At 66.1% G+C, this 14,520-nt stretch carries 12 protein-coding genes; 2 read left to right on the plus strand and 10 right to left on the minus strand.

Features of this window, described 5'->3' with window-relative positions; translation table 11 throughout:
* The first annotated feature begins 23 nt into the window (after nt 1–23).
* Nucleotides 24–1,070, plus strand: coding sequence for a serine/threonine protein kinase (locus tag EVC45_RS04160; RefSeq protein WP_373682982.1), 1,047 nt, complete (start codon nt 24–26; stop codon nt 1,068–1,070).
* Between the two features lie 11 nt (nt 1,071–1,081).
* On the opposite strand, the gene EVC45_RS04165 is transcribed toward EVC45_RS04160, so the two are convergent.
* Nucleotides 1,082–2,980 carry a DUF3857 and transglutaminase domain-containing protein gene (locus EVC45_RS04165; protein WP_129956766.1) on the minus strand — a complete coding sequence of 633 codons (1,899 nt, stop codon included), beginning with the start codon at nt 2,978–2,980 and terminating at the stop codon, nt 1,082–1,084.
* A gap of 331 nt (nt 2,981–3,311) precedes the next feature.
* On the opposite strand from EVC45_RS04165, the gene EVC45_RS04170 reads away from it, so the two are divergent.
* Nucleotides 3,312–4,025 (plus strand): PepSY-associated TM helix domain-containing protein, encoded by a 714-nt coding sequence (locus EVC45_RS04170; RefSeq protein ID WP_129956767.1) that lies wholly within the window; start codon nt 3,312–3,314, stop codon nt 4,023–4,025.
* 50 nt (nt 4,026–4,075) lie between these two features.
* Here EVC45_RS04170 and EVC45_RS04175 read toward each other — a convergent pair whose 3' ends face one another.
* The 9 genes from EVC45_RS04175 to rqpR all read right to left on the minus strand — a co-directional run bounded on the left by EVC45_RS04175 (nt 4,076) and on the right by rqpR (nt 14,517).
* The gene (locus EVC45_RS04175) at nt 4,076–5,098 is read right to left on the minus strand and encodes an XdhC family protein (RefSeq protein WP_129956768.1); all 1,023 of its coding nucleotides are present in this window, start codon (nt 5,096–5,098) and stop codon (nt 4,076–4,078) included.
* Complete coding sequence (locus EVC45_RS04180; RefSeq protein ID WP_129956769.1) at nt 5,071–5,679, minus strand: CoxG family protein; 609 nt, start codon at nt 5,677–5,679, stop codon at nt 5,071–5,073. Before EVC45_RS04180 ends, EVC45_RS04175 begins: the two co-directional genes overlap by 28 nt.
* Nucleotides 5,670–6,935 carry a VWA domain-containing protein gene (locus EVC45_RS04185; protein ID WP_129956770.1) on the minus strand — a complete coding sequence of 422 codons (1,266 nt, stop codon included), beginning with the start codon at nt 6,933–6,935 and terminating at the stop codon, nt 5,670–5,672. The genes EVC45_RS04180 and EVC45_RS04185 overlap by 10 nt, the downstream gene beginning before the upstream one ends.
* Before the next feature lie 11 nt (nt 6,936–6,946).
* Nucleotides 6,947–7,828 (minus strand): MoxR family ATPase, encoded by an 882-nt coding sequence (locus EVC45_RS04190; RefSeq protein WP_129956771.1) that lies wholly within the window; start codon nt 7,826–7,828, stop codon nt 6,947–6,949.
* A gap of 170 nt (nt 7,829–7,998) precedes the next feature.
* Nucleotides 7,999–8,796: a xanthine dehydrogenase family protein subunit M gene (locus tag EVC45_RS04195; RefSeq protein WP_129956772.1), complete on the minus strand. Its 798-nt coding sequence runs from the start codon at nt 8,794–8,796 to the stop codon at nt 7,999–8,001.
* Nucleotides 8,797–8,824: 28 nt separating this feature from the next.
* Complete coding sequence (locus EVC45_RS04200) at nt 8,825–11,206, minus strand: xanthine dehydrogenase family protein molybdopterin-binding subunit (RefSeq protein WP_129956773.1); 2,382 nt, start codon at nt 11,204–11,206, stop codon at nt 8,825–8,827.
* A 10-nt stretch (nt 11,207–11,216) separates the two neighbouring features.
* Nucleotides 11,217–11,741, minus strand: coding sequence for a (2Fe-2S)-binding protein (locus EVC45_RS04205; protein ID WP_129956774.1), 525 nt, complete (start codon nt 11,739–11,741; stop codon nt 11,217–11,219).
* A gap of 428 nt (nt 11,742–12,169) precedes the next feature.
* Nucleotides 12,170–13,561: an amino acid permease gene (locus EVC45_RS04210; protein ID WP_129956775.1), complete on the minus strand. Its 1,392-nt coding sequence runs from the start codon at nt 13,559–13,561 to the stop codon at nt 12,170–12,172.
* Between the two features lie 299 nt (nt 13,562–13,860).
* Nucleotides 13,861–14,517, minus strand: coding sequence for a response regulator transcription factor RqpR (gene rqpR / locus EVC45_RS04215; RefSeq protein WP_129956776.1), 657 nt, complete (start codon nt 14,515–14,517; stop codon nt 13,861–13,863).
* Between the last annotated feature and the right edge of the window lie 3 nt (nt 14,518–14,520).

Below are 14,520 nucleotides of genomic sequence, written 5' to 3' on the forward strand. Positions count from 1 at the left end.
CTTTAGCCGCGGCGCGGCGCACAATGCGGGGCATGAACGACACTATTCCCGACAATTCCCATCCCGAGGCCGGTGCCAACGGCGCCGTGCCGTTCGCGCGGCTCACGCCGGAAACCGTGCTCGATGCGCTCGACAACGTGCTCGCACCGACTGGCGTGCGTACCGACGGCCGTCTGCTGCCGCTCAACAGCTACGAAAATCGCGTGTACCAGGTCGGCGTCGAAGACGGCCCACCCGTGGTCGCGAAGTTCTATCGTCCCGAGCGTTGGAGCGACGCGGCGATTCTCGAAGAGCACACGTTCGTCGCCGAACTCGCCGCGCGCGAGATTCCAGCGGTGACCGCGCGCGTGCTCGATGGCCGCACGCTGCATAGCTTCGACGGCTTCCGCTTCTCGGTCTTCGAGCGACGCGGTGGCCGCGCGCCGGATCTCGACCGACGCGACACGCTCGAATGGCTGGGACGTTTCATCGGACGCATTCATGCGATCGGGCAGACCCACGACTACGTCGAACGTCCCACGCTGAACATCGATACCTTCGGCTACGAGCCGCGCGACTTCCTGCTTGCGCACGGCTTCGTGCCCGGCGACCTGCGCACCGCGTGGGAAACCGCCGTGAATCTCGCGCTCGAAGGCGTCGCGCGCGCGTTCGAGCGGGCCGGCGAGATTCGCTCGCTGCGTCTGCACGGCGACTGTCATCCGAGCAATGTGCTGTGGACCGACGCGGGCCCGCATTTCGTCGATTTCGACGACAGCCGCATGGGCCCCGCGATTCAGGATCTGTGGCTGCTGCTGCCGGGCGAGCGCGCGGAGGCGTCGCGCGCGCTGACTGATCTGCTGGCCGGCTACGAGGATTTCTGCGACTTCGAGCCGCGCGAACTGTATCTGATCGAAGCGCTGCGCACGTTGCGGCTGATTCACTATCAGGCGTGGCTCGCCCGCCGCTGGAACGATCCGGCGTTTCCGGCCGCGTTTCCGTGGTTCAACACGCAGCGCTACTGGGAGGATCGTATCCTTGAGATGCGCGAGCAGATCGGCGCGATGCAGGAAGGGCCGTTGTGGCCGGTTTGACCTGTTGACGCTCAAGGCGCCTGCGACGCCACGTTCGACGACTCCACCAACGTCGATCTGACGATCACCTCCGCGCGCACGTCCCGCCCGATCGCTTCGATCGCGGGACGCATGCGCGTGAAATCATCCGGCGTGCAGACGTCGCTGTCGAAATGGGTGGCGCCGTCGCGCGCCATCGTGACCACGTTGCTGAGCGGATCGAACGCGTACTGCGAAGTGAAATCGACGAAGCGGTCCTGGGTGCGTTGCGCCTCCGGCATGTCGAGCACGCGGAAATTGGCGGGCAGCTCGATGCGCGCGCGTTCGTGGATCGCGAGGTTGTGGCACACGAACGGCTGCGTGCGCCTGCGTTCGCCGAGCCAGTAGCGTGTGTCGGCTTCGACGCCGCCGCCGAGGCTCGTCAAGGCCGGAATCGAGGCGGTCATGCCGGTCACCACGAGACTCTCGAGCGTGCCTTTCATCGTCAGCGTGAGCGGGCCGTCGGCCGCGCGGAGGTCGCTCGTCGTCATTGTCGCGGTGCCGCGCAGATTCGCGTTGCGCAGCTCGGCCTGAATCGATTCCTCGCGCTGCGCGGGCGTTTGCGTGCGCAGCCGCGCGCGGGCCTGCTCGGCGTACGGTCCCACATCCTGCAGCCGATACGTGAAGCTCGCCGAGCCATCCGGTTCGATCTTGATCGCGAGGTCGGTGCTGCGCGACATCTGCGCGGTAGCGGGCGTTCGCGCGAGCACGCCGTCGTCGATCAGCACAGTGGGGCGGTCCATGTCGGACGAAGGCAGAAAGCCGAATTCGACGTTCGACGCGGTCGAATCCGCGTATAGCTGCAAATCGGGCAGCCACGTGATCGCATGATTGATGACGCCGTAGCCCGGCACGCTCGGCAGCGTGTAGATCGTGCCGCTGCTGATCAGCGCCGGCTCGTTACGCACGCCGACTGCGTCGAGCAGCGCGCCGTACAGCGCGACGTGATCTTTGCAGTCGCCATAACGATTCGCCAGGATCGCGCTCGCGCCGTGCGGCACGACGGAGCCGCGTCCGACATAGATCGCGACATAGCGGATATTGTGGCGAACCCAGTCGTACAGCGTTTTGGCTTTGTCGTGGGGGGTGTGATCGTGCGCGGTCAACTGCTGCGCAAGCTGGGTGATGGCGGTGTCGTGCGTGCCCGGGTCGGCCGCGGAGCTGCGATAGGACGCGGCGAACGCGGCATAGCTCGGGAAGGTCGACACCATCAGCCGATCACCGTACGACACGTACGCGACCGAGCCGCGTTCGAGCCGGTCGAAATGCGCCTTGTCGTAGCGGAATTCGTAGCGCGTGCGGCCGTCGCGCGTGACCGGCGTCACCGCGCTGAAGCCGCGCGCGTCCGCGTACAGCGGCTTGTCGGCGGGCAGGTCGTAGATCAGGCGGAAGTTGCGCGTCGGTGCGAGGTCGGGCGGCGTGAAGTCGCTGAATTCGCCCGGCACGATCGGCTGACGCTGCGTCTTGCGGTACGTCAGATGCACGCGCGCGCCGGGTTCCACCGCGGGGAACACGATCACCTTTTCCTGAATGTCCTGGAACATCGGCGCGTCGAACGAACGAACTTCCTGCACGTCGCGGATCTGCTCGGGCACAACATCGTGACGCTTGCCGTCGGCGGTGACCGTGTAGGCCTCGAGAATCTGCACGTCGGCCATGTTGCGGTTGAACCAGACGTATTGCTGCGCGACCCGCTCGACGCCGGCTTCGTTGTTCACGCGCAGCGTCATCGAATCGAGCTTTGCATACGAGCCGTCCGCGTTGACGGTGAAGGTCTGCGTCTCGCCCTCGTTGGTGTAGGGATCGGCCAGTCTGACCGGCTCGCTCGCGCTCGCGGCGTGAATGCCGGCCAGCCAGCCGGCGAAGGCAAGGACCACGAGGCAGAGTCGCATGACGGCAGGTATCCGGACGACGGCGTTGACGGGATCGCCAGCTAGCGTCGTTTCGCGCCGCGCGGATGTCAAGCGGCCGGCGCGCATTGGGAAGCGATCGAAAGATTGCCTGGCGGGTATGCACGGCGTGCCGGCGTCAGCCGACATTGAGCAAAACACTTAACTGTGTAATGATAACGATTCTCAATTGAAAGGCGTCGCCAGCGTTCTGTCACATTTCTCCTCCTCTGTGACTGCCAGCCAGCCCTTCATGCGGGCCGTCCGGACCGCAAGCCGGACGATCCGCCTCTTCTTCCTCGAATTCTTCTCACCGTTGCGGCTGGAGTCCGTTGTGAACGCGCCTGAATCGATCGATTTCAAACCTATATCCGATGTGCCGGGCGTCGCTACGCCGGGCGTCGCCATGCCGCAGATAGCGCGGCGGCAGCGCTCGCGGCGTGCGACCTTTATCAGGTGGCTGCGCAACGTGCACGGCTGGGTCGGCTTGTGGGGCGCGGTGCTCGGGCTGATGTTCGGCGTGACCGGCTTCCTGCTCAATCATCGCGGCGGTCCGCTGAAAATTTCGACGGGCGCGCGGCAGGTCGAGGACATGCAGATCGCGGTGCCCGAGAAAACGCTGCACTCGCCGATGGAGATGGCGAAGTGGCTGCAGGGCGAGCTGAAGATCGACGGCAAGCCGGGGCGCGCGAAGCGCGAGCCCGCGCATCCGGTCGCGTGGGGCGACCACAGCACGATGCAACCGGAGCAGTGGCAGGTCGGCATCATGGGCCCGGGCCACAGCGTGCAGGCCGAGTACTGGGTCGGCAACGGTTTCGTGTCGGTGAAGCGCACGCGCAACTCGTTTCTCGCGACGCTGAGCAATCTGCACAAGGGCGTGGGTCTCAGCGTCGGCTGGGTGCTGTTGATCGACACGATCGCGGGCAGCCTGATTCTGCTGTCCTTGACCGGCGTGCTGTTGTGGACCGAATTGAATAAACGCCGCACCGTGGGCGTGGTGCTGGTGGGCGGCTCGGTGGTCGTGGCGCTGGTTTGCGGGTTGATGTGAGCGCGGGAGGCACCTCTCGCGCCCTCCGCGTCGTCGGCTGAACCGCCGGACTACACGCTGCAAGCGGCGCCACCCGACGCCGCAATTTCCCGCGCGGCTTTCGCGCCTTCAACCTGCAATAGCGTCGGCAGCGACACGCCATTTTTCGCCGCCGTGACTTCCGCCAGAATCGACACCGCGATCTCGGGCGGCGTCCTGCTGCCGATATAAATGCCGACAGGTCCATGCAAGCGGGCCAGTTCGGCTTCGTTCAGATCGAACTCCTTCAGGCGTTCGCGTCGCGCGTGATTGTTCCGGCGCGAGCCGAGCGCGCCGACGTAAAACGCCGGCGTCTTCAACGCTTCCATCAGCGCGAGATCGTCGAGCTTCGGATCGTGCGTGAGCGCGATCACCGCACAGCGCTCGTCGAGCTTCATCTCGGTCACGGTATCGTCCGGCATCGTGCGTACGATCTTCGTGCCGGGCACGTCCCATTCCTCGGTGTATTCCTCGCGCGGATCGCAGACCGTCACCTGATAGTCGAGCCCCACCGCGATATGGCACAGGTAGCGCGACAATTGCCCGGCGCCGATCACGAGCATCCGGTAGCGCGGGCCGTGGATCGTCAGCAGACGCTCATCGTCGAAATGCACGCCGTCGGTTGCCTGTGCGTTGTCGAGCTGTACCGCGCCCGTCGCCATGTCGAGTTCGCGCGCGACGAGCCGGCCGTTTTCGACCGCGTGACACAGCTCGGCGATGCCGCTTTGCCGGGTCAACGGTTCGAGCACGAGCTGGATCGTGCCGCCGCATGGCAGCCCGAAGCGATGCGCTTCCTCGGCCGTGATGCCGTACTTCACCGCTTCCGGATGGGTCTGCTCGATGCCACGCTGCCGTACGCGATCGATCAGATCGTCTTCGATGCAGCCGCCCGACACCGACCCCACCACGAGGCCGTCGTCGCGCACCGCGAGCATCGCGCCCTCGGGACGCGGCGACGAGCCCCAGGTCTTCACGACCGTCACGAGGAGCGCGCGATGTCCGTCCTCCAGCCAACGGGCGCTGGTCTTCAGAACTTCGAGATCCACGCTGTCCATGATTTCTTCCCCTTCTTTGCTTCGCCGCCGGACTCGCCGTCCGCGGCCTCGTTCGATTCCGTTTGCTCGGACGCCGACGCGGCTTCGGCGTCGGTATCCACCGAGGCGTCGCCGTCCGCTGCTTCATCAGCGTTATTGTCACCCGAGAGCTGGGTACCGAAGCGCTTGAAAAACTCCCCGGCAATCTTGCGCGCCGCACCGTCGACGAGCCGCGAGCCGATCTGCGCGAGCTTGCCGCCGACCTGCGCGTGGGCAGTGTAGGCGAGCTTCGTGGCGGCATCGCCGTCGGCTTCGAGCGTGACCTGCGCGTTGCCTTTGGCAAAGCCCGCGGCGCCGCCCTGGCCTTCGAACACGATCGTGTAGGTGTTCGGTGCGTCGATATCGGTCAGTTGCATGCGCCCCTTGAAGCGCGCCTTGACCGGACCGACCGCCGCGCTCAGCGTGACCAGGTACGCGTTTTCGCCGTCCGGCTCGATGCTTTCGCAGCCGGGGATGCAGCCGCGCAGAATCTCGGTGTCGTTCAACGCGTCCCACGTTTGCTGCTGCGCAACTGGGAGCGTATGCGTTTCGCTCAATTCCATGAGGTTGCTCCTGCGAGTGTCGTCGCGGCGTCGGCGTGACGAGGCGCGCGCGTCAATTGCGCGAGGTCGTGGCCGAACGCGGCGAGACTGTCTAGATTATGAACCGGACGATGCGCGTCGACATACGGCAGGATCGCCTGCACGCCACGCGCTTTCGGAGTGAAGCCGCTGAACCGCAGCAGCGGATTGAGCCATACGATGCGATGCGCGAAGCGTGCGAGCCGCGCCATTTCGGTGTCGAGCACGTCGATCGCTTCGTGATCGAGACCGTCGGTGACGAGCAGCACCGTCGCACGACCGGTGAGCACGCGGCGCGCCCAGCGCCGGTTGAACTCGGCGAGCGCGGCGCCGATGCGCGTGCCGCCCGACCAGTCGACCACCTGATCGCTGAGCGTCGCGATCGCGACGTCAGGATCACGCTCGCGCAATGCGCGCGTCGCATTCGTGAGCCGCGTGCCGAACAGAAACACCTGCAGACGTTCGCGCGAGTGCAGCAGCGCGTGGCAGAAGTAGAGCACCGCGCGCGAGTAGTTGCTCATCGAACCGGAAATGTCGAGCAGCAGCACCAGCGGCGGCTTGCGCTCGGTCCTCGCGCGATATTTCCATACGGTCCAGTCGCCGCCCGCGCGCACCGCGTGCCGTGCGCTCGCGCGCAGGTCCGCATGGGTGCCGTGCGACGCCGCCTTCAGGCGCCGCGTCGGTTCGGTGGCGAGCGGCAGCCGCTGGCCGCGAATCAGATGGCGCAGCGTGCGCCACTCGTCGGCGCTGAGCGTGTCGAAATCGCGATGACGCAACCGCTCCTCCGCGCTGAACGTCAACTGCGCATGCAACTCGTGCTGCTCGGTTTCCTGCGGCGTAGGCAGATGCGGCGACGGTGGCATGCGCACCGCGAGTGCATCGGCGAGACGGTTGTTGCGCTTCGGCGGCGGCAACCCGTCGCGCACTTTCGGCAGCAGCAGCGCGCGCAGCTTGCCTTCCCAATCGGGGTCGCGCCAGAACAGATCGAACGCGGCATTGAAGAGTTCGCGTTCGTCGGGAGCGGTGACGAGCAGCGCGGCGAGCGCGGCGCGCACGTCGTCGCGGCGGCCGAGGTCGATCCACTGCAACGCGGCGAGCGCGTCGACTGCTTGGGCGGGTGACATCGGCAAACCGGCGCCGCGCAGCACGCGCACGAAATGGACGACGTTGCGCGCCAGCATCGGCGCGGTTTGCTGGTTCTCGTCGTCGTGCGTGTCCGAGCCGGTTTCGTTCGCCATGCCAACGATCCTCATTCGGCCAGACACTGCGCGATCTGCGCCGCATCCACGCGCGCGAGATCGTCCTGATACTTGAGCAGCACGCCGAGCGTGTTCTGCACCGATTGCGGATCGAGCTCCGTGACCGACAGCGCTTCGAGCGCGCGGCACCAGTCGATCGTTTCAGCGATGCCGGGCGCCTTGAACAGATCCATGCCGCGCAGCCGATGCACGAAATCGACCGCGCGCCGCTGCAACTGCGCCGACGTATGCGGCGCGCGCGCGGCGACGATCTCGAGTTCGCGCTCGCGATCCGGATAGCCAATCCATTGGTACAGACAGCGGCGCTTCAACGCGTCGTGCACTTCGCGCGTGCGGTTCGACGTCATGATCACGAGCGGTGGCTGCGCCGCGCGCACGGTGCCGTATTCGGGAATCGATACCTGGAAATCCGAAAGGAGTTCGAGCAGGAAGGCCTCGAACGGTTCGTCGGCGCGGTCGATTTCGTCGATCAGCAGCACGCGCCGCGCGCCGGGATGGTTTTCGTCCGGCAGCAGCGCTTGCAGAAGCGGACGCTTCAGCAGGAATTCGCCGCGATACAGCGTGTCGTTGTCGGGGCGCTCGCCGCTCGCTTCGGCAAGCCGCAGCGCCATGATCTGGCGCGGGTAGTCCCATTCATACAGCGCGCTCGCGGTGTCGAGGCCTTCGTAGCATTGCAGCCGCAGCAGCGTGGTGCCGAGCATGCCGGCCGCGGCTTTCGCGAGCTCGGTTTTGCCGACGCCCGGCTCGCCTTCGACGAACAACGGCCGCTCCATGCGTAGCGCGAGATATAGCGCGGTCGCCAGCTCGCGGCTCGCGAAATAGCGTTGGGCGGCGAGTTGGGCGAGGGTGTCGTCGATCGAAGCCGGCTGCATGGTGGTCCTGAATCTGCGCGACAGGCCGTGGCAAAGCGTGGCGCGAGTGAAGAACGCAATGGGCGCGAGGTCGGCGTCGAACTCTCGCGCCTGCTCGCGAAGTGAACGAAGCCGGCTCGCGCGCGCCGCGCTGTGAGCGCGCGCGAAGCCGGGTGACTCAGCGAGGCTCGCTAGGCATTCGCCTTCGTGACCGCGCGCGCGGCGAGCACCGGAATCAGATGCGCGCGATACGCGGCGCTCGCATGCATGTCCTCGTTCAGCTCGTCGGGCGACACGCTGACCGCGCGTGCCGCCTCGGGCGTGAAGTTCGCCGACAGCGCGCTTTCGAGCTCGGGCACGCGAAATACCGACGACGCCGCACCCGTCACCGCGACCCGCACACCGCTCGCGGACTTCGCGACGAACACGCCGACCAGCGCGAAGTGCGAGGCCGGATTGCGGAACTTCTCGTACGCGGCCCGCTCGGGCACCGGAAACTCGACGGCGACGATCAGCTCGTCGGGTTCGAGCGCGGTCTCGTACATGCCGACGAAGAAATCGCCCGACGTGATGCGCCGCCGGTCCGTGACGATCGTCGCGTCGAGGCCCATCGCCGCGGCCGGGTAGCACGCGGCCGGGTCGTTGTTCGCGAGCGAGCCGCCGATCGTGCCGAGCGCGCGCACCTGGCGATCGCCGATATTGCCGGCCAGCCCGGCGAGCGCGGGCAACACGCGCCGCACGTCCGCGTGCTCGGCGACGTCGGCGTGACAGACGGCCGCGCCGATCGTCACTTTGCTGGCGTCGACGGTGATCGTCTTGAGCGCGGGAATGCGCGTTACGTCGATCAGTTGCGACGGCTGCGCGAGACGCAGGCGCATCGTCGGCAGTAGGCTCTGGCCGCCGGCAAGGAACTTCGCTTCGGGGTCGGCGGTGAGGGCTGCGGCGGCCGCTTGCGGATCCGTCGCGCGTTGATACTCGAATGAATACATGTCGAATGCTCCGCTCAGGATCGTTGGGTCAGGCTTGCTTCGCCGCTTGAATCGCGGACCACACGCGATGCGGCGTGGCCGGCATCTGCAGATTGGTCACGCCAAGCGGCGCGAGCGCGTCGATGATCGCGTTGATCACCGCTGGCGGCGAGCCGATCGCGCCCGCTTCGCCGCAGCCTTTGACGCCGAGCGGATTGTGCGTGCACGGCGTGCCCTTCGAGGTCTCGACCGTGAAGTCGGGCAGGTCGGACGCATGCGGCATCGCGTAGTCCATATACGAGCCGGACAGCAGCTGGCCGCTGTCGTTGTCGTACACGCAGCGCTCGAGCATCGCCTGGCCGATGCCTTGCCCGAGGCCGCCATGCACCTGGCCTTCGACGATCATCGGATTGATCACGTTGCCGAAATCGTCGACCGCGGTGAACTTCTGGATGCGGCACTCGCCGGTGTCCGGATCGACTTCGATCTCGCAGATATACGCGCCCGACGGATACGTGAAGTTGGTCGGGTCGTAGAACGCGCTTTCTTCGAGTCCCGGTTCGAGCACGTCGAGCGGATAGTTGTGCGGCACGTACGCGGCGAGCGAGATTTCCGCGAACGCCTTGGTGCGGTCGGTACCCGCGACGCGGAACACGCCGTTCTTGAACTCGATGTCTTCCGCCGACGCTTCGAGCAGATGCGCGGCGATCTTCTTCGCCTTGGCTTCGATCTTGTCGAGCGCCTTCGAGATCGCCGAGCCGCCGACCGCGATCGAACGCGAGCCATACGTGCCCATGCCGAACGCGATGCGGCCGGTGTCGCCGTGGACGATCTCGACGCTTTCGAGCGGTATGCCGAGGCGATCCGCGACCACCTGCGCGAAAGTCGTCTCATGCCCCTGGCCGTGGCTATGCGAGCCCGTAAAGACGGTGACCGAGCCGGTCGGGTGCACGCGAATCTGGCCGACTTCGAACAGGCCCGCGCGCGCACCGAGCGCGCCCGCGATGTTCGACGGCGCGAGACCGCATGCCTCGATGTAGCACGAGTAGCCGAGGCCGCGTCGCTTGCCGTTCTTTTCGGATTCCTGCCGACGCGCGGCGAAGCCCGCGACGTCCGCGAGTTCGAGCGAGCGCGACAGGATCGCGTTGTAGTCGCCGGTGTCATACGTGAGGCCGACCGGCGTCGCGTACGGGAACTGCGTGATGAAGTTGCGGCGGCGGATTTCCGCGGGGTCGAGCTTCATCTCGCGCGCCGCGGCTTCGACCAGGCGCTCGACGACGAAGGTCGCCTCCGGCCGGCCCGCGCCGCGATACGCATCGACGGGAACGGTGTTGGTGAAGACCGCCTTCACTTCGGCGTAGATCGCGGGCGTCGCGTATTGGCCGGCGAGCAGCGTCGCGTACAGGATCGTCGGCACGCTCGAGGCGAACGTCGACAGATACGCGCCCATGTTTGCGATCGTGTGCACGCGCATCGCGAGGAACTTGCCGTCGGGGTCCAGCGCAAGCTCGGCTTTGGTCACGTGATCGCGGCCGTGCGCATCGGACAGGAACGCCTCGGAGCGCTCGGCCGTCCATTTGACCGGCCGGCCGATCTTCTTCGATGCCCAGGTGAGCGCGACGTCTTCCGCATACAGGAAGATCTTCGAGCCGAAGCCGCCGCCGACGTCCGGCGCGATCACACGCAGCTTCGATTCCGGCAGCGACAGCACGAACGCGGCCATCAACAGCCGCTCGACGTGCGGGTTCTGATTCGCGACATACAGCGTGTAGCTGTCGTCCTGCGCCGAATAGTTCGCGTTGACCGCGCGCGGTTCGATCGCGTTCGGCACGAGGCGGTTGTTGACGATGTCGAGCGTGGTCACGTGCGCGGCTTTCGCGAACGCGGCATCGGTCGCGGCCTTGTCGCCGTGGCCCCAGTTGTAGCAGACGTTGTCGGGCACCTCGTCGTGCACGGCCGCCTGACCCGGATCGGCCGCATGAGCGGTATCGACGACGGCCGGCAACTCTTCGTAATCGACCTCGATCAGTTCGGCCGCATCTTTCGCGGCCTTGATCGATTCGGCGATCACGAGCGCGATCTGGTCACCCACGTGGCGCGCTTTCGTATGCGCGATCACCGGATGCGGCGGCTCGTTCATCGGCTTGCCGTCGGTGCTGTGGATCAGCCAGCCGCACGGCAGTCCGCCGACGTTCTCCGCCGCGAGATCCGCGCCGGTGAAGATCGCGACCACGCCCGGCGATTTCCTGGCGGCGGTGGTGTCGATGCGGGTGATCTTCGCGTGCGCGTGCGGCGAGCGCAGGAACACCGCGTAAGTTTGCTGCGGCAGCACGATGTCGTCGGTGTACTGGCCTTTGCCGGTCAGGAAGCGATAGTCTTCCTTGCGTTCGACGGCGGCGCCGATCAGGCTCTGTGTATCGGGTGCGTTCATCGTCGGCTCCTCAGGCGGCGGTTGCGCCGGCGGCATTCGCGCCGGCGGATGCGCTCGATGCGGCGGGTGACTTCATACCCGCGGCGCCTTCGAGCACGGCCTTGACGATGTTGTGATAGCCCGTGCAGCGGCACAGGTTGCCGTCGAGCTGCTCGCGCACTTCGTCGCCGGTCAGATCGGGTTGACGCTGCACCAGCGACACCGCGTTCATCACCATGCCCGGCGTGCAAAAGCCGCATTGCAGACCGTGACAGTGCTTGAACGCGGCCTGCATCGGATGCAGCGCGCCGTTTTGCGCAAGTCCTTCGATGGTCGTGATTTCCGCGCCGTCGGCTTGCGCGGCGAGGATGTTGCAGGACTTGATCGCGCGGCCGTTCAGATGCACGGTGCAGGCGCCGCATTGCGCCGTATCGCAGCCGACGTGGGTGCCGGTCAGGCGGAGTTGCTCGCGTAGGAACTGGACAAGCAGGGTACCAGGGTCGACTGAGGCGCTCACGGGCGCGCCATTGACCGTCAGACTGATGCTGATCGCCATGAAGCTGTCTCCTTAATTGATCGGAGCGCGCGCTTCGGCGTATGGATCCCCGCCTCGGCGCAGACCACGATCCCATGCAAGATAGTTGCTGTGGGTGAGACCGGACCTGTGATTGTTATTGCCCCTGCTGTGCTTCGACTGCGTGCTGACTGCTTGCCCACTACGACTCGCGAGGTCCGATGAGGGTGCTGCGGGTTTTACAAGTCTGCCGAAAAGTAAAGCACAAATCGCGCGGACGCGCTATGAGGGGAAGTGTGTTCGGCGCGCGCGAGCGCACGAAGCGAAGCATGGCAGCCACGCAACGGAGCGCCGAAAAGACATGCGCCCCGTCATGCGGAGCATGACGGGGCGCATCGATAGATCAGCGGAAAGCGAGGCCGCGCTCGCGCGCATTCAGCGCATTGGCTTGGCCTCGTTGGAACGGCGCGTTACTTTGCCAGTTTCGAATGACGGCGCGAGTAGCCGAAATAGATGACCAGGCCGATCAGCAGCCAGATCACGAACGCACCCCATGTGATGCCTTGCAGGTTCAGCATCAGGAACAGGCACGATGCGACCGCGAGCACCGGCACGACCGGCACGCCCGGGCAACGGAACGCGCGCGGCAGCTCGGGGTGCGTCTTGCGCAGCACGAGTACGGCGATCGACACCATCGAGAACGCCGCGAGCGTGCCGATATTGATCAGTTCAGCCAACACATTGAGCGGCACCAGCGCGCCGATCAGGCCGAAGAAGATACCGACGAGCCACGTCGTGAAGAACGGCGTCGCGAAGCGCGGATGCACTTTCGACAGCTTCGCTGGCAGCAGGCCGTCGCGCGACATCGCGAAGATCACCCGCGTCTGACCGTAGGCCATCACGAGAATTACGGTCAGCATGCCGAGCACCGCGCCGAGGTCGATGAAGCCCGCGACCCAGTTCTGCCCGGCCAACTGCAGCGCGTACGACACCGGGTGCGAGATGCCCATGAACTTCTCGGACGGCACGATGCCGGTGACGACCGCGGCCACGGCCACGTACAGCACCGCGCACACGCCGAGCGACGCGATGATGCCGATCGGCAGATCGCGCTTCGGGTTCCTCACCTCTTCGGCCGCCGACGACACCGAGTCGAAGCCGATGAACGCGAAGAACATCACCGCGGCCGCGCCGAACACGCCGCTCCAGCCGTGCGGCATGAACGGGTGCCAGTTGGCCGGCGTGACGTGAAACACGCCGACGCCGATCACGAGCAGCACGACGGTCACCTTGATCGCAACCATGATGTTGTTGATCCGCGCGGATTCGCGCACGCCGACGGACAGCAGCGTGGTGATCGCCATCATCACGAGGAAGGCGGGCAGGTTGAACAGCGTTTCGTGTCCGGGGACGGCGCCGGGGGCCGCGGTCAGCGCCATCGGCAGCGACGCGCCGAAGCCCGACAGCAGCGACTGCAGATAGCCGGACCAGCCGACCGACACCGCCGAGGTCGCGAGCCCGTACTCGAGCATCAGGTCCCAGCCGATGATCCACGCGGCCAGTTCGCCGAGCGTCGCGTACGAGTACGTATAGATCGAACCGGCGACCGGAATCGTCGACGCGAATTCGGCGTAGGCGAGCGCGGCGAAGCCGCAGGCGATCGCCGCGACCACGAACGAGATCATCAGCGCGGGGCCGGCCTGCAAGGCGCCCGTGCCGGTCAGCACGAAGATGCCGGTGCCGATGATGGCGCCGACGCCGAGGAAAGTCAGGTCGAGCGCGCCGAGCGCTTTTTTCAGGCCGGCGGTCTGCGCGCTCGCCGCGAGCATGTGCTCGACGCTCTTTTTGCGGAACAGGGACATTGGCGTGGGTCTCCAGTGGTGCACGCGTGTTGCGCGCCGAATGTCGGGGAAAACCCGCAATTCTAGCGGATGCGTGCCGCCGGGCTGGTTCGCGGCGGCGTTACGCAGACTAGAGTGATGGGCGGAAACTCTCGCCAGGAGGGGACTTCGAGGTGGCCTTGCGGTGCCGGAAGCGGCGCGGCAGTGAAGCCTTTACTGAATAAGCGATTGACGAGGAGGGAATCTCTTCGTCTGCGCCGGCGCCGCGGTCGGAGGACTGCGGCGCGACGCCGCAGGCACGACCGGCGGCGCTTGCGGACCTAGCCGGCCATCGCGGGATTCAGATCGACGAGGCGGTTGCTCATCACATAGAAGGTGAGCTCGGCGTTGTTGCGCAGCTTCATCTTGTCGAGCAGCCGCGTGCGGTACACGCTGACCGTCTTCACCGACAGCGACAGCGTGGCCGCGATATCGGTGAGCCGTTTGCCCGATGCGAGCATGCACAGCGTCTGGTATTCGCGATCGGACAGCTTTTCGTGCGGCAACTGCTCGCCGTCGAACGACACGTAGTCGGCGAGCGCCTCGGCCATCTCGAGGCTCACGTACTTGCGGCCCGCCGCGACCTGCTGGATCGCGCCGATCATCTGCGCGGCGTCGACCGTTTTAGACAGGTAGCCGGACGCGCCGGCTTTGAGCGCGCGCACCGCGTACTGGTCCTCGCGGTACATCGAAAACATCAGCACCGCGACGCGCGGCGCCTTGCGCTTCAGACGCTTGAGCACCTCGACGCCGTTCATGTCGGGTAGCGAAATGTCGAGCAGCACGACGTCGAAGCTTTGATGGACGACCGAGTCGAGCGCTTCGGAGCCGCTTTGCGCCTCGGCGACCTCGCGTGCGACGCCGCGATCGAGCAGCAGCTGGCGAACGCCCTGGCGGACCACCGCGTGATCTTCGACGATCAGAATACGCAGGCTCATGAT

Source organism: Paraburkholderia sp. UYCP14C (assembly GCF_004197395.1).
Lineage (GTDB): Bacteria > Pseudomonadota > Gammaproteobacteria > Burkholderiales > Burkholderiaceae > Paraburkholderia.